Genomic DNA, 24,698 nt, shown 5'->3' with positions numbered 1-24,698 from the left:
GTACCACGCTGCTCGTGATAGTGGGAGCGCTCCCATGTGACCATGTGACGCCCTGCGCACGGTCGATCCATCGGGGATTCAGGCCTGCTGATGTACGGACCTCCACGCGGTCACCCGCAAGGAGGAAGGAGACACACGATGCGAAACCGAACCCGGTTTCTGATCCCGTTCCTGGCGGTGGGCCTGGCCACCGCCGCCTGTTCGAGCGGGGGCACGACACCGTCGACGCAAGGTTCCGCCGCCGCACCCAGCGCCGCGGCCCCCGCCGACTCCAAGTCGTTCCCGCGGAACGAGACGCTCTACTCCAGCGGCACCATGTGGGGCCCGCCGGCCAACTGGAACCCGCTCCGCGAGTGGGACTCCGCGACCGGCACCAAGGGCCTGCTCTACGAGACGCTCTTCCTGTACGACCCCAACACCGACAAGTTCCAGCCCTGGCTGGCCGAGAGCGGTGAGTGGACCTCGGACAAGGAGTACACCCTCAAGCTCCGCTCCGGCATCACCTGGTCCGACGGCAAGCCGTTCACCGCCGAGGACGTGGTGTTCACCTTCGAGCTCGGCAAGATCGAGACGGTGCCGTACCACAACATTTGGACCTTCCTCGACAAGGCCGAGGTGGTGGACGCGCAGACCGCCAAGTTCACCTTCAAGGAGGCCCGCTACCAGCAGTGGGCCAACCACGTCTACCAGCGCGCGATCGTGCCCAAGCACATCTGGGGGTCGGTGAAGCCCGAGGAGGTCATCGACTTCGCCAACGAGAACCCGGTCGGTACGGGCCCGTACAAGTACCACAGCCATGACCAGGACCGGCAGGCGTGGGTGAAGCGGGACGACTGGTGGGGCATCAAGGCCCTGGGCAAGGACGTCAAGCCGAAGTACATCGTGGACATCGTGAACTCCAGCAACGAGGTCGCGATGGGCCTGCTGCTGCAGAAGGGGCTGGACCTCAGCAACAACTTCCTGCCGGGTGTGGCCAACCTGGTCAAGGGCAACTTCGGCGTCTCCACCTTCTACGCCGAGGCGCCGTACATGCTCTCGGCCAACACCGCCTGGCTGGTGCTGAACACCAAGAAGAAGCCGATGGACGACCCGGCCTTCCGCAAGGCCGTGGCCTACTCGGTGGACACCAAGCGCATCGTGGAGAACGTCTACGGCAACCTGGTCAAGGCCGCCGACCCGACGGGCCTGCTCCCGCAGTGGGACAAGTACGTCGACAAGAGCGTGACCGGCTCGATGGGCTTCAGCTACGACGCGGCCAAGGCCAAGCAACTGCTGGCCGACGCCGGCTACAAGGACACCGACGGCGACGGCTTCATCAACAACAAGGACGGCTCGAAGATCGACCTGAAGATCATCGTGCCCACCGGCTGGACCGACTGGATGGAGTCCATCCGGGTCATCGCGGCCGGCGCCAAGGACGTCGGCATCAACCTGACTCCCGAGTTCCCCGACTACAACGCCCTGGTCGAGCAGCGCAGCACCGGCAAGTTCGACATGTTCATCAACAACGAGCGGCAGCTGTCCAACACCCCGGAGCGGTACTACGACTACATCTTCAACCTGCCGGTGCAGAAGCTCCAGAACACGGTGAACTTCGGCCGGTACGAGAACGAGAAGGCCTGGGAGCTGGTCGGCAAGCTGGACGCCACCAAGACCGACGACCTGGAGGGCATGAAGGCGATCACCTCCGAGCTGCAGAAGATCCAGCTGGAGGACATGCCGATCATCCCGCTCTGGTACAACGGCCTCTGGTCGCAGGTCAGCAGCTCGGTCTGGAAGAACTGGCCGAGCGACGCGGCGAACGCGCCGAAGTACCCCCCGACCATGTGGCGGAACTGGCTGGAGCTGGGCGGCGTGCTGACGCTGACCGAGCTGCAGCCGGCCGGAGCGTAACGGCCTCGATTTGATTCGGGCGGGCCGGGGACGGCCCGCCCGACATCCCCCGGAGGATGGTTTGCGACAATATTTCGGCCGGAAGCTCTTCATCTACGGGTTGACGTTCTTCGTCGCCGTGACGGTCAACTGGCTGATTCCGCGCTTCATGCCGGGGGATCCGGTGGCGAGCATGGTCGCCCGGGCCAGCATCTCCCAGCCCGAGGCCGTCGCCGCGATGCAGGCGTACTACACCGACCTGTTCGGCCTCGACCAATCACTGATTTCCCAATATTTCAACTTCTGGGCTGCTCTGGTCACGGGGGACTTCGGGATCAGCATCTGGGCCTACCCCAAGCCGGTCGCCGACGTGATCCTGGGGGCGGTGCCGTACACGCTGGGCCTGATGATCCCGGCCATCCTGCTCAGCTGGCTGGTGGGCAACTGGGCGGGGGCGCTGGCGGCCCGGCGCAAGCTGCTGGACAACACGGTGCTGCCGGTGGGGTACATCCTCACCGCGACGCCGTACATGTGGATCGCCATCCTGCTCTGCTGGGGGTTCGGCGTGGTGCTCGGGGTGCTCCCGGTCGCCGGGGGCTACAGCTTCGCGCTCCAGCCGAGCTGGTCCTGGGAGTTCATCGGCAGCCTCGCCCAGCACTGGGTGCTCCCGTTCGCCTCGCTCTTCCTGGTGGCGCTGGGCGGCTGGGCCATCGGCATGCGGAACATGATCATTTACGAGCTTGAGGCGGACTACTCCAACTACCTGGCCGCCCTCGGCGCCCCGCACCGGCTGATCCGCAGGTACGCCTTCAGGAACGCGGTGCTCCCGCAGATCACCGGCCTGGCCCTGCAACTGGGTGTGCTGGTGGCCGGCGCCCTGGTGACCGAGATCGTGTTCTCCTATCCGGGCATCGGCAGCCTCATCCTGAAGGCCATCCAGAACAAGGACTTCTTCCTCATCCAGGGCACCTTCCTGTTCATCGTGCTCGGGGTGCTGATCGCCAACTTCATCATCGACGTCGTCTACGTCGTGGTCGACCCGCGCACACGGGCCGGAATGGCAGGAGCGTCCACATGACCACCACCGATCCTGTCTCCACGACCACCGCGCCGGACCCCGGCACGCCGCCCGTGAGCGTACGGCGGGAGGCCCTGTACTTCGCGGTGCGCAACGGCAAGCTGCTGGTCGGCGCCACCATTGTGGGGATCTTCCTGCTGGTCGGCATCATCGGGCCGTTCTTCTACGACCAATCGCCGATGGCGTACGTGGGCCAGCCGATGCTGCCCCCGTCGGCGGAGTACCCCTTCGGCACCAACACCTTCGGCCAGGACATCCTGGCCCAGTTCGTGTACGGCGTGCGGAGCACTTTCGAGGTCGGCCTGCTCGGCGGCGGCCTGGCCGCGATCATCGGCATGCTGGTCGGCTTCGTGGCCGGCTACCGGGGCGGCCTGGTGGACGAGATCCTCAACATGTTCACCAACGTGGTCCTGGTCATCCCCACCCTGGCCGTGCTGCTGATCATCAACGCCTACCTGGGTATCCGGAGCGTGGCCATGCAGGCGCTGCTGATCGGGCTGACCTCCTGGCCGTGGGCGGCCCGGGCGATCCGGGCCCAGACCTTCTCGCTGCGCGGCCGGGACTTCGTGGACCTGGCCCGGCTGAGCGGGGTGCGGACCGGCCGCATCATCCTGCGGGAGATCGCGCCGAACATGAGCTCCTACCTGTTCATGACCTTCATCCTGCTGTTCGGCGGGTCCATCCTGATCGCCTCCTCGCTCGACTTCATCGGCCTGGGCCCGACCGACGGGGTCTCGCTCGGCCTGATGCTCAACCACGCCAACCAGTGGAGCGCGCTGATGCTCGGCCTGTGGTGGTGGTTCGTGCCGCCCGGCATCGGCATCACCGCCATCGTCGGCGCCCTGTACGTGGCCAACGTGGGCCTCGACGAGGTGTTCAACCCGAAGCTGAGGGAGCTGTGATGACCCTGAGTGTGCAAGACCTGAGGGTCTACTACCGCACGTTGCGGGGCGAGGTGAAGGCTCTGGACGGGGTCAGCTTCGAGCTGGCCGACGGCGAGATCCTCGGCCTGGCGGGCGAGTCCGGCTGCGGCAAGACCACCCTCGGCAAGAGCCTCATCCGGATGGACGGCCGCATGAAACACGTCGGCGGCCGGGTGGAACTGGACGGCGAAGAACTTCCCATCGGCGACACCGTCAAAATGAACCCCTTCAGGTTCACCGAGGTCTCGATCATCCCGCAGTACTCGATGAGCGCCATGAACCCGACCCGCAAGATCGGCCGCATGGTGCGCGAGCTGCTGGACTCGCGCGGCGTCACGGTGGACACCGAGGAGCTGCACCGCCGCCTGGACCTGGTGGAGCTCGACCGGGACGTGCTCAAGCGCTACCCGATGGAGCTGTCCGGCGGCATGAAGCAGCGCATGGTGATGGTCATCTCCACCCTGCTCAACCCGTCGCTGCTGATCGCCGACGAGATCACCTCGGCGCTGGACGTGTCCACCCAGAAGGCCGTGGTGACCACGCTCAAGGGTTTCCGGGACCTGGGCTTCGTGAAGAGCATGATCTTCATCACCCACGACATCTCGCTGACCAACCAGCTGGCCGACACGATCATGGTCATGTACGCGGGCAAGCTGGCCGAGAAGGCCCCGTCCGACGCCGTCGTCAACCGGCCCCGGCACCCGTACACCCAACTGCTCATCTCCTCGCTGCCCGAAGTCGGCGTGCGGTACGCGGACAAGAAGCTGACCGGCATCCCGGGCAACCCGCCCTCGCTGCTGGACCCGCCGGTCGGCTGCCGTTTCCAGGACCGCTGCCCGCTGGCCTTCGACAAGTGCCGGGAGGAGCCCCCGGTGGTGGAGGTCGAAAAGGACCACTACGTCGCGTGTTGGAAGGCATGATGCTCAAACTCCAGGGAGTCTCCAAGGTCTTCAAGGTCGGCACGTTCGGGGGCAGGACCGCGACGGCCGTGGACGAGGTGAGCTTCGAGATCGGCCGCGGCGAGGTGGTCTCGCTGATCGGCGAGAGCGGCAGCGGGAAGAGCACCATCGGCAAGATGGTGCTCCGGCTGATCCCCGCCACCGCCGGGTCCATCACCTTCGACGGCGCCGACATCACCAAGCTGAACCGGCGCGAGTACTACCGGAAGGTGCAGGGCGTCTTCCAAGACCCGTTCAGCTCCTACAACCCGATCTTCAAGGCCGACCGCATCTTCAGCATGATCAAGGAGGTCTACTTCCCCGGCGAGTCCGCCCAGGCCTGGCGGGAGAAGGTGGCCGCCGCCCTCCAGGACGTGCGCCTGGACCCGGCCGCCGTGCTGAACAAGTTCCCGCACCAGCTCAGTGGCGGCCAGCTGCAGCGCCTGCTGATCGCCAGGGCGCTGCTGCTCGACATCGGCTTCCTGGTGGCCGACGAGATCACCAGCATGCTGGACGCGTCCACCCGGATCGACGTGCTCAACCTGCTGGCCGACCTGAAGCAGCGCGGTCTCGGGGTGCTGTTCATCACCCACGACCTGGCGCTCGGCAACTACATCAGCGAGCGCACGGTGGTCCTGTACCAGGGCAGGATCGTCGAGTACGGCCCGACGGAAAAGGTTTTCGAGGCTCCGGAGCACGCCTACACCAGGAAGCTCCTCGCCTCGGTGCCGCAACTGCACCGCAAATGGGAGGGCGTGTGATCACGACGTTGCACGAAGGCTGGACCGTCACGGCGGTCTCGTCCACCGGGCAGCCCCGCCCGGTGGTGGCGGGGCTGCCGGCCACGGTTCCCGGATGCGTGCACACCGACCTGCTCACCGCCGGGGTCATCCCCGATCCCTACCTGGACGACAACGAGACCCGGCTGACCTGGGTCGGGCGCACCGGCTGGTCGTACGAGACCTCCTTCACCTGGACGCCCACCGAGGACGAGCGGGCGGACCTGGTCTGCGAAGGGCTGGACACGGTGGCCTCCGTGCTGCTCAACGGGGTCCAGCTCGGGCAGACCGCCAACCAGCACCGGTCCTACCGGTTTCCGGTCCGGCACCTGCTCACCGAGGGCAGGAACACGCTGAAGATCCTCTTCGAGGCGCCGTACGCCTACGCCGAGCGGCAGCGGGCCGCGCTGGGCGACCGGCCGGGAGCCTACGCCGACCAGCCGTACCAGTTCATCCGGAAGATGGCCTGCAACTTCGGCTGGGACTGGGGACCGACGGTGGTCACCTCCGGCATCTGGCGTCCCATCTACCTGCACACCTGGAACACCGCCCGGCTGGCCGAGGTGCGGCCCCTGGTCACCGTCGCCGACGGCGTGGGCCGGGTGGACGTGCACGTACGGGTGGACCGGGCGACCGAGGGCCCGCTCACCGTGACCGCCTCGATCGCGGGCCGCACCGAGGAGGTACGGCTGGCGCCCGGGCAGCGCACCGGCGTGGTCACCGTGACCGTGCCCGACCCGGACCTCTGGTGGCCCCGCGGCTACGGCGACCAGCCCCGCTACCCGCTCACCGTCCAGGTCGGGGACGACGTCTGGACCCGGGAGATCGGCTTCCGCACGGTCGAGCTGGACCGGGAGGCGTTCCGCTTCGTCATCAACGGGGTGCCCGTCTTCGCCAAGGGCTTCAACTGGATCCCCGACGACTGCTTCCCCAACCGCGTCACCCCCGAGCGGCTGGAGCAGCGCTTCGCCCAGCTGGTGGAGACCGGCGCCAACACGCTCCGGGTCTGGGGCGGCGGCCTGTACGAGAGCGAGGACTTCTACGCGCTGGCCGACCGGCTGGGCGTGCTGGTCTGGCAGGACTTCCCGTTCGCCTGCGCGGCCTACCCCGAGGAGGGGCCGTTCCGGCAGGAGGTCGAGGCCGAGGCGCGGCAGCAGGTGGCCCGGCTGGCGAGCCATCCCAGCCTGGTGCTCTGGTGCGGCAACAACGAGAACCTGGAAGGGTTCGCGGACTGGGGGTGGCAGGAGCGGCTGGAGTCGCGGAGCTGGGGGGCCGGGTTCTACCACGACCTGCTCCCCCGGATCGTGGGGGAGCTCGATCCGACGCGGCCGTACTGGCCGGGCAGCCCGTACTCGGGGTCGCCGGAGGGGGAGCCGAACGATCCGAAGTACGGGTCCACCCACATCTGGACGGTGTGGAACCGGGAGGACTACTCCTTCTACGCCACCTACGTGCCGAGGTTCGTGGCCGAGTTCGGGTTCCAGGGGCCGCCGACCTATGCCACGCTGCGCCGGTCGGTCAGCGACGAGCCGCTCACGCCGGACTCCAAGGGGGTCGCCCACCACCAGAAGGCCGTGGACGGCAACGGGAAGCTGCTGCGCGGTCTCGGGGAGCACCTGCCGGCGCCGGAGAACTTCGACGACTGGCACTACTACACCCAGCTCAACCAGGCCAGGGCGATGGCCTTCGGGGTGGAGCGGTTCCGGGCGCTGGCGCCGTACTGCATGGGCACGCTGGTCTGGCAGCTCAACGACTGCTGGCCGGTCACCTCCTGGGCGGCGGTGGACGGGGACGGGCGGCGCAAGCCGCTCTGGTACGGCATGCGCCGCGCCTTTGCCGACCGGATGCTGACATTTCAGGACGCGTCGGTGGCGGCGGCGCACGGGCTGGCCGCCGACGCGGACGTGCTCGTGGTGGTCAACGACAGCGCCGAGGAGTGGACAGGGGAGCTCGCCGTGGTCCGGCAGTCGGTCACCGGCGAGACCCTGGCCAAGGAGGAGTTCCCGGTCACCGTGCCACCGCGCGGCACGCTGCCCCTCCCGCTCCCGCCCTCGCTGGCCCCCGCCGAGCCCGCCCGCGAACTGCTGGTGGCCACCCTCGGCGAGGTACGGGCGCTGCGGTTCTTCACCGAGGACCCGGCCACCGAGTTCCCGACCGCCGAGTACGAGGCGACGGTCGACGGGCAGCGGGTCACGATCACCGCTCGTACGCTCGTGCGCGAGCTGGCCCTGTTCCCCGACCGGCTGCACCCGGACGCCACCGTGGACGAGCAACTGGTCACCCTGCTGCCGGGTGAGACGGCCACCTTCCAGGTGTCGGGGGCGGAGCTGGATCCCGCTCTGCTCACCGCGCATCCGGTGCTGCGCTGCTTCAACGAGGGCCGGTCGTGACCATGGTTCCGTCAGACAGGAGTGAGGGGCAGAGATGACGGTGCTGGCAATCGACATCGGAGGCACCAAGTTCGCGGCGGCCATGGTGGAGCCCACCGGGGTGATCACCGCCCGGCTGGAGTTGCCGGTCGGGGGCGACGCCGCGGGAACCCTCACCGAGCTGGTCAGCCGGATCGCGGTGCCCGGGCTGACCGGGGAGTCCGGCCTGACCGGGGTGGGCATCGGGTCCGCCGGGCCGCTGGATGTGCCCGCGGGCACGGTGAGCCCGGTGAACATTCCGAGCTGGCGGGAGTTCCCGCTGGTGAAGACCGTGGGCACGCTGCTGCCCGGCCTGCCGGTGCGGCTGGCCGGGGACGCCCAGTGCATGACCCTCGGGGAGTGGTGGCGAGGGGCCTATGGCGCCAAGCCGCACGGCACGCTGCTGGGCATCGTGGTCTCCACCGGGATCGGCGGCGGTGTGGTGGTGGACGGTGTGCCGTACCTGGGGCCGAGCGGGAACGCCGGGCACATCGGGCACATCAGCGTGGACCGCGACGGGGAGACCTGCCCGTGCGGCGCGGTCGGCTGCGTGGAGACGGTGGCCAGCGGGCCGAGCATGGTGCGCTGGGCGCTGGCCAACGGCTGGCGGGCTGCGGTCGAGCCGTCCTTCTGGGCGGGCCGTCCGGTGGACGCGCGGGCGCTGGCCGCCGACGCCAAACGCGGGATCCCGGTGGCTCGGCTGGCCTTCCAGCGCGCCGCCGACGCGCTCGGCACGGCGATCCTCTCCGCCGCGGCTCTGTTTGACGTTGACAACGTTGTCATCGGGGGCGGGGTGGCGGCGGCGGGTCCCACGCTGCTGACCCCGCTACGGCAGGCCGTCGCCCGCCAGGCCGGGATGGAGTTCCTGCGTCGGCTCCGGGTGGACGCCACCACGCTCGGCCGAGACGCCGGTCTGTACGGCGCCGCGGCACTCGTACTCGGGGACCAACCATCCTGAAGGAGCAGCCAGTGAGACTGACCGCCATCCTGACCATGGCGTTATCGGCGGCACTGATCGCCATTCCCGCCCCCGCGTCCGCGCACAACGACAACGGGTTCGTCACCCGCAAGGGCGCGGACCTGTACCTGAACGGGAAGAAGTTCCAGTTCGCCGGGACCAACAACTACTACCTGCACTACAAGTCACGGACCATGACCGATGACGTGCTGAACGACGCGGCTGCCGCTAAGTTCAACGTCATGCGGACCTGGGGCTGGCTCGACATCGGCAACCAGGACGGCTCCAACTCGGTCGCGGGCAAGGCCGACGGCGTCTACTTCCAGTACTGGGACGGGACCAAGCCCGCCTACAACGACGGCCCCGACGGCCTGGAACGCCTGGACTACGTGCTCTACAAGGCCCGCCAGGTCGGCATCAAGCTCATCATTCCGTTCACCAACAACTGGTCGGACTTCGGCGGCATGGACCAGTACGTCCGCTGGGCCGGCCTGACCAACCACGACGCCTTCTACACCGACGCCCGCATCCGCGGCTGGTACAAGGACTGGATCAACCACGTCCTCAACCGCGTCAACACGCTGACCGGGGTCAAGTACAAGGACGACCCCACGGTCATGATGTGGGAACTCGGCAACGAGCCCCGCTGCAAGGGCTCCGGCCTCTACCCGCCGTCCAGCTGCAACCCCCAGATCCTCACCACCTGGGCCGACGAGATGACCCGGTTCATCAAGTCCAAGGACAGCAGGCACCTGGTCGGCGTCGGCGACGAGGGCTTCCGCTGCGACGACCAGGCGAGCTCCGACTGGACGATCAACTGCGGCGAGGGCGTGGACAACACCGCGCTGACCAAGCTCCCCGCGGTGGACGTGATGAGCTTCCACCTCTACCCGGACGGCTGGGCCAAGGACGCCGCCTGGGGCACCCAGTGGATCACCAGCCACATCCGCAAGGCCCGCCAGCTCGGCAAGGCCTCCCTCCTCGGCGAGTTCGGCTTCCGCAACAAGGCCACCCGCAACGTGGTCTACCAGGAGTGGACCGAGGCGGTGCGCTCGGCGGGCGGCAACGGCTGGCTGTACTGGATCCTCTCCGGCGCCCAGGACGACGGCACGCTCTACCCGGACTACGACGGCTTCACCGTGTACTGTCCGTCCCCGGTCTGCCAGACGCTCACCAACGCCGGGAACGAGCTGCGCTCCGGGCAGCGCTCGCTGCCGCCGATGGCCGACCACGACGCGGTGACCGTCGACTTCGGCACGGGGGCGACGCTGGACGTGGCCGCCAACGACATCGCGTACCGGTCCTACGTCAAGCCCTCGACCATCGACCTCGACCCGGCCACGCCGGGACGGCAGACCACGTCCGGGGACTTCAAACTGACCGGTGACAAGGTGACCTACACGCCGCCCACCGGCTTCTCCGGCCGGGCCGTCGCGCACTACACGATCAAGGACGCGGCCGGCCGCCTCTCCAACGTGGCCGACATCACGGTCACCGTGAAGCCCGACCCGACCGCGGCGGTCAAGCTCTTCTCGTTCGAGGACGGCGTGCAGGGCTGGGCGCCGGGCAACTGGCAGACCGACGCCGGCACCGTCGAGCAGACCTCGGCCTTCGCCACCGACGGGACCTCAGGGCTCCGGATCACCTCCAACAACGCCTGGTTCGGGGCGGCCTTCCCCGAGCCGGTCAACCTGTCCGGCAAGTCCACGTTCAAGTGGGACCTGAAGACCGGCGCGGCGGGCACCTCGGTCGCGGTCGCGCTCCAGTACGGTCCCGGGTGGAGCTGGTGCCAGTCCTCCTTCACCTGGGCGAACCAGGACAGCACGGTCCCGGTCGAGATCGATCTGACCTCGGCCATGTCGTGTTCACTGGAGGATCTCGCCGATGTGCGAGGAATGTTCGTTTGGGTTAGCCCGGGTTCATTTGACATTGACAACATCAGGGCGGAATAGTCCCTGACTCTCTGAAGGACGGCACGTGGATCTGCTCACCAACCCGATCAAGGACTACGCCTGGGGTTCCCGCACGGCCATCGCCGCGCTCACCGGTCGTACCGCGGCCGGGCCCGAGGCGGAGATGTGGCTGGGGGCGCACCCCTCCGGGCCCTCGCGCCTCGCCCGGGCTGGTGTGCAGACCACGCTGGACGCGGTCATCGCGGCGGACCCGGCGGGCGAGCTCGGGGCGGGTCTGGTCGAGCGGTTCGGGGAGCGGCTGCCGTACCTGATGAAGCTCATCGCGGTGGATCAGCCGCTGTCCATGCAGGTCCACCCGTCGGTCGAGCAGGCCGCGGAGGGGTTCATCCGGGGCGACCGCAACTACTCCGACCCGTGGCCCAAGCCGGAGATGATCTGCGCGCTCACCCCGTTCGCCGCGCTCGCCGGGTTCCGCCCGCCCGGCGAGTCCGCGGCCCTGCTCACCGCGCTCGACCTGCCCGCGCTGGCCCCCGTGATCGACCGGCTCGCCGCCGGCGACGTGCTGGGCGCCCTCCGCACCCTGGTCACATGGCCCGCCGACGCCCGCGCCGCCCTGGTCCAGGACGTCGTACGGGCCTGCGAACTCGACCTCGTGGCCGAGCTGGCCGCCCTCTACCCGTCCGACCCCGCCGTCCTGGCCCCCCTGCTCATGCGCCGCCACGACCTGGCCCCCGGCCAGGCCCTCTACCTGGGCGCCGGGGTGCTGCACTGCTACCTCAAGGGCTTCGGCGTCGAAATCATGGGCAGCTCCGACAACGTCCTGCGCGCCGGTCTCACCCCCAAGCCCATCGACGTCGAGGAACTCCTCCGCATCACCGACCCCGCCACCCAACCGGCCGAGATCATCCCCGTCAACGACGTCTACCTCACCCCCGCCCCCGAGTTCCAGCTCCGCCGCTTCACCCCCGGCGACGGCTACCGCCTCCCCGGCGCCATCCCCCGCATCCTCATCTGCGTGGAAGGCACCGTCACCATCGCCGACGACCTCAAACTCCACCCCGCCGACGCCCTGTACGCCTCCGCCACCGAAGGCCCCCTGGACCTCACCGGCCAGGGCACCGTCTTCTGCGCCGAACCCCGCGCCTAGAGCTTCCTCACGGGCCGGTGACGTGGATTTCGAAGCCCTCGCCGGTGACGGTCTGGCCGGCGTGGATCTTGCGGCGTTTGCGGAGTTCGAGGGTGCCGTCCACGTGGACGTTGCCTTCGGCGATGAAGTGTTTGGCCTCGCCGCCGGACTCGGTGATGGCGCAGTACTTGAGGAGGTCGCAGAGCGCGATCCAGTCGGACTGGAGGGTGAAGGTTTGGCGCACCCGGTCAGGATAGGGCGGTGGCCCAGGTGGTGATGGCGAGGCCGACCAGGAGAAGGCTGGCGGTGCTGCCGAGGGTGCGCAGGTGGTTCCAGCGGGTCCAGCGGGGGGAGAACGCGGTCCAGGTCTGGGGGGCGGGGTCGGTGCTGGCGTCCAGGGCGTTGTTGAGGGGGATGTTGACCGCGACGGTGGGGACGAAGGTGCCGAACAGGTAGGCGGCCGCGGCGGCGAGGAAGAGGATGCCGGGGGTGGTCTGGCCGTCGATGAGGAGGAGCACGCCGGTGAGGATGGCGGCGGGGAGCGTGCCGAGGAAGGACGCGAAGAAGGCCGGGTTCTGGATCCTGATGTTGATGCTGCGCATGGTGGCGACCGCGTGCTCGGGGGCGATGGCGTCCAGGGCGATCATCACCGAGACCGAGTACGCGTAGAACAGCCCGGCGATCCAGCCGGTGAGCACGAGCGTCAGGGCCGCAAGGACGGCCGTCACCACCATCATCGCCACCAGCTCCCGCCGTTCGACCCACTGACCCGGGGAGATCGGCTCCCCTCTGAAACCGTAATGTCTCGGGTGCCCGTTCGGTCGGCTCTGGTCGAGGGATCTGGCGTCCTGAGGGTTAACACCCTGCCAGGGCAGGTCCCGCCCGCCGGAGACTGACGACGTGAAAGACGTGGCGCGGGTCTGGGTGCGCCTGGAAGTACGGCGGCGCGGCCGCTCGCTGCTGGTGCTGGCCCTGCTGGTGGCCTTCGCGGGAGCGACGGTGCTGACCGCGGTGGCGGGGGCGCGGCGCGGCGCCGACGCGGTGGACCGGTTGCTGGCCCGCACGCTGCCCGCCACCGTCGCGGTCCTGCCCAACCAGGCCGGCTTCGACTGGGCCGCGGTCCGCGCCCTGCCCGGCGTGGCGGCCGTGACCACCTTCCCTGCCTACACCTCGCTTCCTCTGGACGAGCGGCCCGACGACTCGATCAGTTCGTTCATCCCGGCCGACACCGAGGCGATGCGCACCATCGAGCGCCCCGTCGTGCTGGCCGGCCGCCTCCCCGACCCCGCCCGCCCCGACGAGGCCGTGGTCACCGCGGGCTTCCCCGCCGCCGTCGGGCTGGGCGTGGGCGACACGGTCACCAGCCGCCTGGCCACCCCCGAGCAGGCCGCCACCGCCGTCGGCGCCCAGGACACCGGACAGCCGCACGGCCCGGCCGTCCGGCTGCGCATCGTCGGCGTGGTCCGCTCCTTCTGGTACGCCGACGAGGTGGGCCAGACCGGCAGGCTGATCCCGTCGCCGGGGCTGCTCGCCGCGTACCGGGCCAACTTCCTGGGGGACGGCGGGCAGGTGCCGCTCAACGGCCTGGTCCGGCTGAGCGACGGCGCCGCCGGGTTGCCGGGGTTCCGCGCCGGGCTGGCCAGGGTGGGCGGCCGGGTGGAGATCGACGTGCTCGACCGCGCCGAGGCCGTCCGGCACAGCAAGGACGTGATCGCCTTCGAGAGCGCCTGCCTGCTCGCCTTCGGCCTGGCCGCCTTCCTGGCCGCCAGCGTGCTGCTCGGCCAGGCCGTCGTCCGGTACGGCACGGCCTGCGGCGTCGAACTCCGCACCCTGGTGGCGGTCGGCCTGACCCGGCGGCAGGGGGCCAGGTTGGGCGCGCTCGCCCCCTTCCTGGCGGCCCTGGCCGGAACCATGGCCGCCGTGGCCCTGGCGGTGCTCGCCTCGGCCTGGCTGCCGTTCGGCGCGGCGGCGGCCAGGGAGCCCGACCCTGGCCCCGACGTGGACTTGCCCGTGCTCGGCACCGGGCTGCTCCTGATCCCGGCGCTGGTGGCGGTGGCGGCCTGGGTGGCCGCCTGGGCGGGCCTGGCACCGCCGCGGCGTCGCCCGCCGGGCCGGCGCTCGGCGGTGGCGGCCGCCGTGACCTCGCTCGGGCTGCCGGTGACCGTGGTGGTCGGCACCCGGTTCGCGCTGGAGCCCGGCCGGGGCATCCCCGTGCGCCCGGCCCTGCTGGGGGCGGTCACCGGCGTGCTCGGGGTGCTGGCCGCGTTCACCTTCTCGGCCGGGGTGAGCGACGCGGCCGGCAACCCGGCCAGGTTCGGCCAGAACTACCAGCTGATGACGGTCTTCGGCTTCGACGGCCGGGACTACCTGCCGCCCGCCGAGGTGCTGGCCGCGCTGGCCCGCGACCCGGACGTGACCGGCGTCACCGACCTGCGCATGGCCCCGGGGACGAGCCGCGGCGGCACCGTGGTGACGCACAGCTTCGACCCGGCCGGCCGGCCGCTGCCGCTGGTGCTCACCGAGGGCCACGCCCCCAGCGGCGACGACGAGGTGGTGCTCGCCCCGGCCAGCGCCGAACTGCTGCGGGCAAGGGTGGGCGACACCGTGCCGCTGGCCGGGGACCGGGGGCGCGGGATCTTCCGGGTGACCGGGATCGGTTTCGGCGTGGAGACCTCCACCCGCGGCTACGACACCGGCGCCTGGCTCGCCGTGACCGGGTTCGGGCGGCTGTTCACCGGCTTCAAGGAGCACGGCGGCCTGGTCGCGCTGCGTGAGGGCGCCGACCCGCTGGCGGTCGCGGCCCGGCTCCGCCAGACCGCCGACGGCCTGCTGGTCTTCACCCCGTTCACCCCGCGCCAGTTCGGCGAGATCCGCAACGTCGAGGTGCTGCCGCTGGCGCTGGGCGGCTTCCTGGCGCTGCTGGCGGTGGGCGCGGTCGGGCACGCCCTGGTCACCGCGGTGCGGCGGCGCGGCCACGACCTGGTCGTGCTCCGCGCGCTCGGCCTGACCCGCGGCCAGTGCCGCCTGGTGGTGGCCACCCAGGCGGCCACCATCACCCTGCTCGGCCTGCTGGCCGGGGTGCCGCTTGGGCTGGCGCTCGGCCGGGTGGCCTGGCGGGTGGCGGCCGGCATCATGCCGCTGCAGTACCTGCCCCCGACCTCGGGCTGGACGCTGGCGCTGGCCGGCCCGGTGGCGCTGGTGGTGGCGATCGTGCTGGCCGGTCACCCCGGCCGTCAGGCGGGCCGGGTGAACCTGGGTCAGGCATTGCGGGCGGAATAACGCGCAATTCCGGAGATGCGGGGAAGATTGCGCCGGGCGAATCTGGTCAAGTCACCATATTTCTCTGACCAGGAGGATGTTCATGGCGCACATCACGCTCAACTCGGACGAGCCGGGAATTCGTGGTCTTTTCCGGTTTCGACCGGAGACCGCGCTCCCGCTGAACCAGCTGGCGGAAGTGCTGCTGTGCGGGGAGAACAGCCTCTCCCGTGGCGAACGGGAACTGATCGGCGCCTACGTGTCGGCGCTGAACGCCTGCCGCTTCTGTTACTCCACCCACGCCGCCATCGCGGCCGTGCAACTGCCCGAGGGCATGGTGCTGGTGGAGCAGGTCAAGGCCAATCTGGCCGCGGCCCCGATCTCCGACAAGCTCCGGGCGCTGCTGGGCATCGCCGGGGCGGTCCAGGAGAGCGGGCAGAAGGTCTCCGAACAGCACATCACCACCGCGAAGGAGGCGGGCGCGACGGACGTCGAAATCCACGACACCGTGCTCATCGCCGCCGCCTTCTGCATGTTCAACCGGTACGTGGACGGCCTCGACACATTCGCCCCCGACGACCCGGCGGTATACGCCGCGCGGGCCCAGCGAACCGACGGATATTTGGCGGTATTGGCGGACTCTCTCCGCCTCGGATGAAATTTCGTGGCATGGGCTGGTTGACCGTGTGACGGTGTTCGCCGAACCTGCGGGGGAGGCATTCGCCGATCACCTAGGAGAGTCCATGCCGCACATCGCGTTGGGGAACGACCTACCTGGAATCACCGGGCTTTTCGCCTATCGACCGCAGACCGCCCGCCCGATGAGCGAACTCGCGGAGGTGTTGCTCCGGGGGGAGAACAGCCTTCCCCGGGGCGAGCGGGAGCTGATCGCGGCCTACGTGTCCGCGCTGAACGACTGCCGCTTCTGCTACTCCTCGCACGCCGCGTTCGCCGCCGCCCAACTCGACGAGGGTATGGACCTGGTCGAGCAGGTCCGAGCCGACCTGGGCGCGGCGCCCGTCACCCCCAAGCTCCGGGCCCTGCTCACCATCGCCGGGGCGGTCCAGGAGAGCGGCCGCAAAGTCGCCGAGGAGCACATCGCCGCGGCCCGCGAGGCGGGCGCCGACGACGTGGAGATCCACGACGCGGTGCTCATCGCGGCGGCCTTCTGCATGTTCAACCGGTACGTGGACGGCCTGGCCTCGCTCACCCCCGAGGACCCGGCCGCCTACGCGGGCATGGCCCAGGTCATCGTCACCCAGGGGTACGTGCGCTGATGGCGGAGCACACCCACCGTTACCTGATCATCGGCGCCGGCCCCGCCGGTCTCCAGCTCAGCTACTACCTGCAGCGCGCCGGCGCGGACTACGTCACGCTGGAGCGCACCGAGGCCCCCGGCGCGTTCTTTCGTACCTACCCCCGGCACCGGCGCCTGATCTCGCTGAACAAGGTGCACACGGTCGAGGAGGAGCCGGAGATCAAGCTCCGCTGGGACTGGAACTCCCTCCTCAACGACGACCCGGAGCTGATGTTCCCGCGCTACTCCAGCGAGTACCTGCCGGGCGCCGACGATCTCGTCAGGTACCTCGCGGACTTCCAGCGGGGGCACCGGCTCAATGTAAGTTTCAACACCCCGGTCGATCGGGTGGCGAAAGTCGACGGCCGTTTCGTGGTCACCGCGGGGGAGGACACCTACCACGCGGAGTGCGTGATCGTCGCCATCGGCTGGGGCGGCCCCAACATCCCCGACATCCCGGGCATCGAGCTGGCCACCGGCTACGAGGACATGGAGGTGGACGGCACCGCGTACACCGGGCAGCGGGTGCTCATCATCGGCAAGGGCAACTCGGCCTTCGAGACCGCCCAGGCCGTGCTCCCGCACGCCGCCATCGTGCACCTGGCCAGCCCGCACCCCGTACGGCTGGCCTGGAACAGCAAGCACCCCGGCGACGTGCGCGGCCAGTACGGCGCCTTCCTGGACAGCTACTGGTTCAAGACCCTGCACGGCGTGCTGGAGTGCGACATCAACCGGCTCTGGCGGGAGGGTGACACCTACAAGGCGGCCATCACCTACACCCTGGCCGAGGGCGAGCAGGCCCTGCTGGAGTACGACACGGTCATCCGCTGCACCGGCTTCACCATGAGCCGGGCGATCTTCGACGAGTCCTGCCTGCCGGACCTGGCGGCGAACGGCCGCATCCCGGCCATCCGCCCCGACTGGCAGTCGGCCAACGTGGACGGCCTCTACTTCGCGGGCACCCTCATGCAGGCCCGCGACCTGAAGCGGGCATCCTCGGCGTTCATCGACGGCTTCCGGTACAACCTGCGCACGATGACCGCCCTGCTGGCCGAACGGTACGAGGGCGTCCCGTTCGAGACCAGGCAGATCGAGCTCGACCACGAGAAGCTCGGCGCCACCATGCTGGACCGGGTCAACTGGAGCTCCGCGCTCTGGACCCAGTTCGAGTACCTCTGCGACGCCTACGTCCTCGACCGCACCACCGGAAATATCCGCCTTTATCAGGATCTGCCGGAGGACTACGCGGTGGCGCGCTTCGCCGAGGAGGCCGAACTCTTCACGGTCACCCTGCGCTGGGGACGCCAGGACTACGGCGACGTGTTCGCCATCCAGCGCCACCCCTCACCCGAGATGGCGCACGACAGCGCCTTCCTGCACCCGGTGATCAGGTCGTGGCGCCACGGCGAGCAGGTCGCCGAGCGCCACCTGCTGGAAGACCTGCTGGCCACGTGGCGCAACCCCGTACGCCACGTGGAACCGCTCTACGCCTTCCTCGCGGAGCGGCTAGCCGAGACCTCCTGAGAGGGTCTCGACGAGATGGTCGACCACGTCCGCCGGTGACCCCCGGCGGGCGTGGGCGGCCAGCTGCCGCGCCGCCCCCGTGCCGACCACCGCCAGCCTGGCCAGCCGCGACTCCACCAGCTTGAGGTCCCCGGTCCGCTCCAGGGCCGGGCGCACGTACCGGAGCAGCGCGTCGGCCCGCTCCGCGGCGGAGGCCAGCCGGCCGGTGACGGGATCGATGCCGTTCCCGTCCATCCCGTCCCTGGCCGCCTGCCAGTACGCGGCCCGGAGCAGCTCGTCCCTGAGCCGTGGCCCGGGATCACCGGCGTCCACCCGGTCCAGCGCGGCCACCACCAGCCCCCGGACCAGCGCGGCCAGCAGCACGGACTCCTCGGCCGTGGCGGGCACGTCGGTCACCCGCACCTCCAGCGTGGGCAGCCGCGCCGACGGCCGGACGTCCCAGAAGATCGTCCCCGGGTCCACCAGCACCTTGGCCTCGGTCAGCCGGGCCACCGTCTCGTCGTACTCGGCGGCCGAGGCGAAGTACGGCGGCGGCCCGGCCACCGGCCACTTGCCCCAGCAGAGGGTGCGCCAGCAGGCGTAGCCGGTGACCCGCCCGGCCCAGAACGGGGAGTTGGCCAGCAGCGCGATCAGCACCGGCAGCCAGGGGCGCAGGTGGTTGGCGGTCAGCACCGCGCGCTCCCGGTCGGGCAGGTGCACGTGCACGTGCCCGGCGCAGATGCTCTGCTCGTCGTGGATGGAGCGGTAGTTGGCGATGCCGACGCCGTACCGGGGATGGTCGGTGATCAGTGGCGGGACCACGTCGCCGAGCACCACCGTGCCGGAGGCGACGGCGCGCGCGCCCTCGCCCGCCGCGGCCTCGGCCACCGCCGCGCGCATGAGGCGCAGCTGTTCGGCCAGTTCCGCCAGGTCCGTGCAGGGCTCGGTCTTGGCCTCCACCTGGTACCGGGTGATCTCGGTGCCCACCCGCTCGCCCAGCTCCGTCGTGGCCTTCGCCACCACGGCGGCAGACTCGGGCCTGGCGGCCCGGGTCTCCGGATCGACGAGCAGGTACTCCTCCTCCACGCCGACCAAGGGACAGGCTTGATCGAAAGTCGTCACGGCGGTCCAGCCTAATTTCGAGGTCCGTTTATTGCGATGCGTGCAGAGGTCAGCAAACCCTAAGGTCTGGGCATGAACGTGGACAGACGTGCGCTGATCGCCGCCGCCGTCACCGTGGTGTTGTGGGCCTCGGCCTTCGTCTCGATCAGGCACGCGGTGGCCTCGTACTCCCCGGGCGCGCTCGCCCTCGGCCGCATGCTGGCCGGGTCCTGCGCCTTGGTGATCATCCTGCTGCTCCGCCGGGAGGGGCTGCCGCCCCGGGCGGCCTGGCCGGGCATCGTGATCTCCGGGGTGCTCTGGTTCGGGGTGTACATGGTGGCGCTCAACTGGGGCGAGCAGGAGGTGGACGCGGGCACCGCCGCGATGGTGGTCAACATCGGGCCGATCATCATCGCGCTGCTCTCCGGGCTGCTGCTCAAGGAGGGCTTCCCCGCCCGGTTGCTGGCCGGGATGGCCGTCTCCTTCGGCGGCGCGGTGCTCGTGGGGATCTCCATGTCGGACGGCGGCGGCTCCTCGGTGCTGGGCGTGGCGCTCTGTGTGGTGGCCGCGCTCACCTGGGCGGGCGCCACGGTGGCCCAGAAGCCCGCGCTGGTCCACGCCTCGGCGCTCCAGGTCACCACGTTCGGCTGCGTCATCGGCGCGGTGGTCTGCCTGCCGTTCGCCGGCCAGCTGGTGACGGAGGCCGCGCACGCGCCGCTCTCCGCCACACTCAACCTCGTCTACCTCGGCGTCTTCCCGACCGCATTGGCCTTCACCACCTGGGCGTACGCGCTGGCCAGGACCACCGCCGGCAAGATGGGCGCGACCACCTACGTGGTGCCCGCGCTGGTGGTGCTGATGGCCTGGGCGGTGCTCGGCGAGGTGCCGGCCTGGCTCACCCTGGCCGGGGGCGCGCTCTGCCTGGCCGGTGTGGCGATCAGCCGCATGCGCCCGTCACAGCAGCTTGTCCAGAGTGATGGGTAGGTCCCTGATCCGTCGCCCGGTGGCGTGGAAGACCGCGTTGGCGATCGCCCCGGCCACCCCGGTGATGCTCACCTCGCCCACCCCGATCAGGCCGAGCGGCATGGTCGGGTCGGGGTCGTCCAGGTAGCGGATCTCGATTGCCGGGACGTCGGCGTGCACGGGCACGTGGTACTCCGACAGGCTGGCGTTCATGATCCGGCCGGTCCTGGGGTCCACCAGGGTCTCCTCCGCCAGCGCCATGCCGATGCCCATCACGATGCCGCCGCGTAGCTGGCTGGCCGCCGTCTTGGCGTTGATCACCCGGCCCACGTCGAAGACGCCGAGCCAGCGGGTGACCCTGACCTCCCCGGTGTCGGCGTCCACCCGTACCTCGCAGAACTGGGCGCCGCAGGCGGCCTTCACCCAGCGGCGGCGGTCGGACATGAGCTTGCCGGCGAAGCGCAGCTGGCCGACCGCCGTGCCGAGCCGGGTGTCGGAGCCCACCCGGGCCTCGATCGAGTCGCGCCCGGCCAGGCGCAGGATCTCCGGGTAGCTCGCCCCGGCCGCGCCCGGGGTTCTGCGGGCCAGCGCGCGCGCCAAGCGCGTCAGCTTCTCGCAGGCGGCCACCAGGGCGGCGGCCACGCTCGCGGTCTGGGCGGAGCCGCCCGCGCCCGGGCCGGTGGGCAGCCGGGTGTCGCCGTACTCCACGGTGACCGCTTCCACCGGCAGGCCCAGCGCGTCGGCGGCGATCTGCGCCTGGGCGGTGGCCCCGCCCATGCCCATCTCGTGGAAGCCGCAGCGGACCAGGGCGGTGCCGTCGGCCGACAGGCGTACCGTGACGTTGGCGGGGAACTGCCAGGACGGGTGGTAGGCGGCGGCCACGCCGGTGCCGACCAGCCACCGGCCGTCCCTGGTGGAGCGCGGCTCCGGGTTCCGGCCGGCCCAGCCGAACTCCTTGGCCCCCTGCTCGAAGCACTCGCGCAGCTTGCGGTGGGCGAACGCCTTGCCGTCCATGGGGTTGCGGGCGGGCTCGTTGCGGGCGCGCAGTTCGATCGGGTCCACGCCCAGCCGGTAGGCCAGCTCGTCCACGGTGGCCTCCAGTGCGAACGTGCCGATCGACTCGCCCGGGGCGCGCATGACCGTGTTGGAGAGCACGTCCAGCTCGACCAGGTTCTGCTGGACCCGGATGGCGGCGGCGTCGTAAAGGTGCCGGGTCTGCGAGGTGACCTGTTCCGGGCCGCCCCCGACCCGCCCGGTCAGGGTCACGCTGGTGTGGATGAGCGCGGTCATCCGGCCAGACTCGTCCGCGCCGACGGCCACCCGCTGGGTGGACGGGGTGCGCCCGCCGACCGTGCGGTAGACGCCCTCCCTGGTCAGCATGAGCCTGACCGGGCGGCCGGTGGCCTTGGCGGCCATCGCGGCGAGGATGGTGCCCGGCCAGACCATGGTCTTGCCGCCGAACGCGCCGCCGACGAACGGGGAGAGCACCCGGATGTCGTCCTTGGGGATGCCGAACCTCATCGCCAGGTGGTCGCGGGTCCAGTAGATGTTCTGCGCGCCGTCGTGCAGGGTCAGCCTGCCGTCCGCCCAGTGCGCGGTGGTGGCGTGCGGTTCGATCGCGTTGTGGTGGTGCGGGGGCGTGGTGTACCGCAGGTCGAGCGCGACGGGCGCCGCCGCGAGCGCCGCCTCCGGGTCGCCCTTCACCGCACCGCCCGACATGATCAGGTTGCTCTTCTGCGGTTTGGCGTCCGGCTCGGCCGCCGCGAAGTCCACCGTGGCGGGCAGGTGCGCGTACGCCACCTCGACCAGGTGCGCCGCCTCCTGCGCGGCCTCCGGCGACTCGGCCACGACCACGGCCACCGGCTGCCCGTTCCAGTGCACCTCGTCGGTGTTGAGGTAGTTCACCGAGGTGCCGGAGGCCAGCGTGGCCAGGTTGAGCGGGGTCACCCTCGGCGCGGGTTTCAGCGGCGGCGCGTTCCGGTGGGTGAGCACCGCGATCACCCCGGGTACGGCTTCCGCCGCCGTGGTGTCCAGCCGGGTGATCCGCCCCCTGGCCACCGTGGCGTGCACCAGGGCGGCGTGGGCCAGGTCCGGGTAGGGGTACTCGGCCGAGAAGCGCGCCCCGCCGGTGGTCTTGGCCGTGCCGTCCACCCGGTCCACCGCTTCGCCGACGTAGGTCGTCATGCCGCGCCTCCTTCGGTGAGCAGCTGCCGCAGGGTGGCGGTGATCGCCCGCTGGGCCAGCTCGATCTTGAAACCGTTCTGCGACTGCGGCACCGCCGCGGCCAGCTCGGCCTCCGCTGCCCGGCGGAAGCTCTCTTCGGTGGCGGGCGCGCCGAGCAGCTCGCGCTCCGCCTGGTGGGCCCGCCACGGCCGGGTGGCCACCCCGCCGAGTGCCAGCCGGATGTCGGTGATCACTCCATCCCGCGCGTGCATGGCGGCGGCCACCGAGACCAGCGCGAAGGCGTACGAGGCCCGGTCGCGGATCTTGCGGTACCGGGAGGCGGCGGCCACCGGCAGCGCGGGCAGCTCGACGGCGGTGATCAGCTCGTCGGCGGCGATCTCGGTCTCCACCTGCGGGGTGTCCCCGGGGAGCCGGTGGAACCCGGTCAGCGGGACCCGCCGGACGCCGCGCACGCTCTCCAGCTCGACCACCGCGTCCAGCGCGGCCAGCGCCACGCACATGTCGGAGGGGTGGGTGGCCACGCAGCTCGCCGAGGCCCCGAGGACGGCGGCGTTCCGGTTGAACCCGCCGACGGCGTCGCAGCCGCTGCCCGGCTGCCGCTTGTTGCAGCCGGCGGACAGGTCGGTGAAGTACGCGCAGCGGGTGCGCTGCAGCAGGTTGCCGCCGACCGTGGCCATGTTCCTGAGCTGACCGGAGGCCCCCGCCAGGATGGCCTGGGCCAGCATCGGGTAGCGCTCGCGGACCGCACGGTGGGCGGCCAGGTGGCTGTTGCGGACCAGCGCGCCGACCCGGAGCCCGCCGCCGGGGAGCTCCTCGACGCGGTCCAGCGGGAGCCGGGTGATGTCGATGACGGTGTCCGGGCGCTCGATGTTCTGGCGCATCAGGTCCACCAGGTTGGTGCCGCCGCCGAGGAACCTGGCGCCCGGCCGGGCGATGGCCTGGAGCGCGGTGGGCACGTCGGGTGCGCTCAGGTAGGCGAAGTCCTTCATCGGCGTCCCTCCACCAGGGTGGGCACGTCGCGTTCGGCGACTCTGGTCTCCTGGGTCTCCTGGATGGCCGCGACGATCCCGTTGTAGGCCCCGCACCGGCAGAGGTTGCCGCTCATCCGCTCCCTGATCTCGGCCTCGGTGAGCTCGATCTCGGCGGCGGCCAGGCCCTCGGTGACCGCGCTGGGGGCCCCGGCGGCGTGTTCGGCCAGCATGCCCAGGGCCGAGCAGATCTGGCCCGAGGTGCAGTAGCCGCACTGGAAGCCGTCGTGCCGGACGAAGGCCCGCTGGATGGGGTCGGCCACGCCCTCGATCGTGGTGATCTCGCGGCCCTCGTACTGCACCGCCAGGGCCAGGCAGGACAGGACGCGCTCGCCGTCGGCCAGCACCGTGCAGGCGCCGCAGGCGCCCTGGTCGCAGCCCTTCTTGGTGCCGGTGAGCCCGAGCCGCTCACGCAGCGCGTCCAGCAGGCTGACCCGGGGTTCGACCTCGAGCCGCCGGTCCACGCCGTTGATCCTGAGGTGTACGTCGGCCACGGCCGCTCCTCCGGTAGGGAACTGGGTCCTGCGGCGGACGCTAACAGAACGCTGCTCTCTTAACAAGAGAACGGCGTTCTTTTACGTGTCGGTATGCTTGCCCTGCCATGGGAAAAGCGGCGTTCATCCGGGCCAGGCGACCGGAGCAGAAACAACTCCGCCGGGAGGCGATCCTGGACGCCGCCCGGGAGCTGGCACGCGAGTCAGGCGTGCAGAACGTCTCGCTGGGCGGCGTGGCGGCGGCGGTCGGGCTCGCCAAGTCCAACGTCGTGCGCTACTTCGGGACGCGCGAGGAGATCTACCTCGAACTCGCGGCCGAAGCCTGGCAGGACTGGGCCGAGGAGGCCGTCCGGCTGCTGGCGGCCGGTGAGGATCCCGTCCAGGTGCTGAGCAGGACCCTCACCGAGCGCCCGTTCTTCTGCGATCTCCTCAGCCAGACCTCGATCACGCTGGAACACAACGTGTCGGTGGAGGCCGCCCGCACCTACAAGCGCACGGCCCTCCACGTGATCGCCACCCTGGGCGACGCCGTCGCCGCCGCCCACCCCGTGCTCAACCCCGGCGAGGGGGTCGAGCTGGTGTCGGCCGCCTGCGCCCTGGCCGGGGCCCTGCACCCCGTGGTCAACCCGCCCCCGACCATGCGGGAGCTGTACGCCCAGGATCCGGACCTCGCCGCCACCTGCCCGCGCATGATGCCGACCCTGGTCCGGGCCCTGTCCGCCTTCGCCCTCGGGCTCCCCGGCCTGCGCTAGAGACCTCATGCCACTTCGTGGCGCCCACGGATAGGTGAAACTTGGGGTGCGCCGCCCGCTCGACGTCGTTCTTGCTTGGACTTGCGAGGCCGTGCTAGAGACTGACGCTGGAGCCTGCCCGGG

The 24,698-nt window shown here is 70.5% G+C and carries 21 protein-coding genes; 15 read left to right on the top strand and 6 right to left on the bottom strand.

The genetic code is table 11. The annotated features are described in order from the left end of the window. Positions 1–138: 138 nt before the first annotated feature. The 9 genes from KIP79_RS22855 to manA all read left to right on the top strand — a co-directional run bounded on the left by KIP79_RS22855 (position 139) and on the right by manA (position 12,016). Positions 139–1,893, top strand: a complete 1,755-nt coding sequence (locus tag KIP79_RS22855; protein ID WP_214106941.1) for an ABC transporter substrate-binding protein — start codon at positions 139–141, stop codon at positions 1,891–1,893. Between the two features lie 61 nt (positions 1,894–1,954). Beyond that, on the top strand, positions 1,955–2,950 hold the full coding sequence (locus KIP79_RS22850; RefSeq protein WP_214106940.1) for an ABC transporter permease: 996 nt from the start codon (positions 1,955–1,957) through the stop codon (positions 2,948–2,950). Next, a complete protein-coding gene (locus KIP79_RS22845; protein ID WP_214106939.1) occupies positions 2,947–3,852 on the top strand; it encodes an ABC transporter permease in 906 nt (301 codons plus the stop codon). Before KIP79_RS22850 ends, KIP79_RS22845 begins: the two co-directional genes overlap by 4 nt. After that, positions 3,852–4,793: an ABC transporter ATP-binding protein gene (locus KIP79_RS22840; protein WP_214106938.1), complete on the top strand. Its 942-nt coding sequence runs from the start codon at positions 3,852–3,854 to the stop codon at positions 4,791–4,793. Before KIP79_RS22845 ends, KIP79_RS22840 begins: the two co-directional genes overlap by 1 nt. After that, positions 4,793–5,572, top strand: coding sequence for an ABC transporter ATP-binding protein (locus KIP79_RS22835; RefSeq protein ID WP_214107029.1), 780 nt, complete (start codon positions 4,793–4,795; stop codon positions 5,570–5,572). Before KIP79_RS22840 ends, KIP79_RS22835 begins: the two co-directional genes overlap by 1 nt. After that, a complete protein-coding gene (locus KIP79_RS22830) occupies positions 5,569–7,980 on the top strand; it encodes a glycoside hydrolase family 2 protein (protein ID WP_372453646.1) in 2,412 nt (803 codons plus the stop codon). Before KIP79_RS22835 ends, KIP79_RS22830 begins: the two co-directional genes overlap by 4 nt. Before the next feature lie 34 nt (positions 7,981–8,014). Beyond that, entirely contained in the window at positions 8,015–8,956 is a 942-nt protein-coding gene (locus KIP79_RS22825) for an ROK family protein (protein WP_214106937.1), read from the top strand. Positions 8,957–8,967: 11 nt separating this feature from the next. Beyond that, a complete protein-coding gene (locus tag KIP79_RS22820) occupies positions 8,968–10,908 on the top strand; it encodes a cellulase family glycosylhydrolase (protein ID WP_214106936.1) in 1,941 nt (646 codons plus the stop codon). Positions 10,909–10,933: 25 nt separating this feature from the next. Further along, a complete protein-coding gene (gene manA, locus KIP79_RS22815; protein WP_308169842.1) occupies positions 10,934–12,016 on the top strand; it encodes a mannose-6-phosphate isomerase, class I in 1,083 nt (360 codons plus the stop codon). A 7-nt stretch (positions 12,017–12,023) separates the two neighbouring features. On the opposite strand, the gene KIP79_RS22810 is transcribed toward manA, so the two are convergent. Further along, entirely contained in the window at positions 12,024–12,239 is a 216-nt protein-coding gene (locus KIP79_RS22810; RefSeq protein WP_214106935.1) for an RNA-binding S4 domain-containing protein, read from the bottom strand. Positions 12,240–12,243: 4 nt separating this feature from the next. Next, a complete protein-coding gene (locus KIP79_RS22805; protein ID WP_250213668.1) occupies positions 12,244–12,732 on the bottom strand; it encodes an anthrone oxygenase family protein in 489 nt (162 codons plus the stop codon). Between the two features lie 163 nt (positions 12,733–12,895). Here KIP79_RS22805 and KIP79_RS49590 point away from each other — a divergent pair, with 163 nt between their 5' ends. From KIP79_RS49590 to KIP79_RS22785, 4 genes are all read left to right on the top strand, one after another. Then, the gene (locus tag KIP79_RS49590) at positions 12,896–15,274 is read left to right on the top strand and encodes an ABC transporter permease (protein WP_214106934.1); all 2,379 of its coding nucleotides are present in this window, start codon (positions 12,896–12,898) and stop codon (positions 15,272–15,274) included. Positions 15,275–15,356: 82 nt separating this feature from the next. After that, positions 15,357–15,911 carry a carboxymuconolactone decarboxylase family protein gene (locus tag KIP79_RS22795; RefSeq protein ID WP_214106933.1) on the top strand — a complete coding sequence of 185 codons (555 nt, stop codon included), beginning with the start codon at positions 15,357–15,359 and terminating at the stop codon, positions 15,909–15,911. 85 nt (positions 15,912–15,996) lie between these two features. Continuing rightward, positions 15,997–16,530: a carboxymuconolactone decarboxylase family protein gene (locus tag KIP79_RS22790; protein WP_214106932.1), complete on the top strand. Its 534-nt coding sequence runs from the start codon at positions 15,997–15,999 to the stop codon at positions 16,528–16,530. Further along, complete coding sequence (locus KIP79_RS22785) at positions 16,530–18,074, top strand: NAD(P)-binding domain-containing protein (RefSeq protein WP_214106931.1); 1,545 nt, start codon at positions 16,530–16,532, stop codon at positions 18,072–18,074. The genes KIP79_RS22790 and KIP79_RS22785 overlap by 1 nt, the downstream gene beginning before the upstream one ends. Here the strand turns inward: KIP79_RS22785 and KIP79_RS22780 are convergent. Continuing rightward, on the bottom strand, positions 18,057–19,175 hold the full coding sequence (locus tag KIP79_RS22780; RefSeq protein ID WP_214106930.1) for a carboxylate-amine ligase: 1,119 nt from the start codon (positions 19,173–19,175) through the stop codon (positions 18,057–18,059). The two genes, KIP79_RS22785 and KIP79_RS22780, sit on opposite strands and share 18 nt — an antisense overlap. A 72-nt stretch (positions 19,176–19,247) precedes the next feature. Between KIP79_RS22780 and KIP79_RS22775 the strand changes: the two genes are divergently transcribed. Beyond that, a complete protein-coding gene (locus KIP79_RS22775; protein ID WP_214106929.1) occupies positions 19,248–20,138 on the top strand; it encodes a DMT family transporter in 891 nt (296 codons plus the stop codon). Here KIP79_RS22775 and KIP79_RS22770 read toward each other — a convergent pair. From KIP79_RS22770 to KIP79_RS22760, 3 genes are read right to left on the bottom strand one after another with little or no spacing between them, the layout of a single operon-like run. Further along, a complete protein-coding gene (locus tag KIP79_RS22770) occupies positions 20,109–22,301 on the bottom strand; it encodes a xanthine dehydrogenase family protein molybdopterin-binding subunit (protein ID WP_214106928.1) in 2,193 nt (730 codons plus the stop codon). The two genes, KIP79_RS22775 and KIP79_RS22770, sit on opposite strands and share 30 nt — an antisense overlap. Then, entirely contained in the window at positions 22,298–23,290 is a 993-nt protein-coding gene (locus KIP79_RS22765; protein ID WP_214106927.1) for an FAD binding domain-containing protein, read from the bottom strand. The genes KIP79_RS22770 and KIP79_RS22765 overlap by 4 nt, the downstream gene beginning before the upstream one ends. Then, a complete protein-coding gene (locus tag KIP79_RS22760) occupies positions 23,287–23,823 on the bottom strand; it encodes a (2Fe-2S)-binding protein (protein ID WP_214106926.1) in 537 nt (178 codons plus the stop codon). Before KIP79_RS22760 ends, KIP79_RS22765 begins: the two co-directional genes overlap by 4 nt. A gap of 107 nt (positions 23,824–23,930) precedes the next feature. Here KIP79_RS22760 and KIP79_RS22755 point away from each other — a divergent pair, with 107 nt between their 5' ends. Then, positions 23,931–24,575 (top strand): TetR/AcrR family transcriptional regulator, encoded by a 645-nt coding sequence (locus KIP79_RS22755; protein ID WP_214106925.1) that lies wholly within the window; start codon positions 23,931–23,933, stop codon positions 24,573–24,575. Positions 24,576–24,698 lie beyond the last annotated feature (123 nt).

Source organism: Acrocarpospora catenulata (assembly GCF_018476525.1).
GTDB lineage: Bacteria > Actinomycetota > Actinomycetes > Streptosporangiales > Streptosporangiaceae > Acrocarpospora > Acrocarpospora catenulata.
This window is presented reverse-complemented; position numbering and strand designations above follow the sequence as displayed.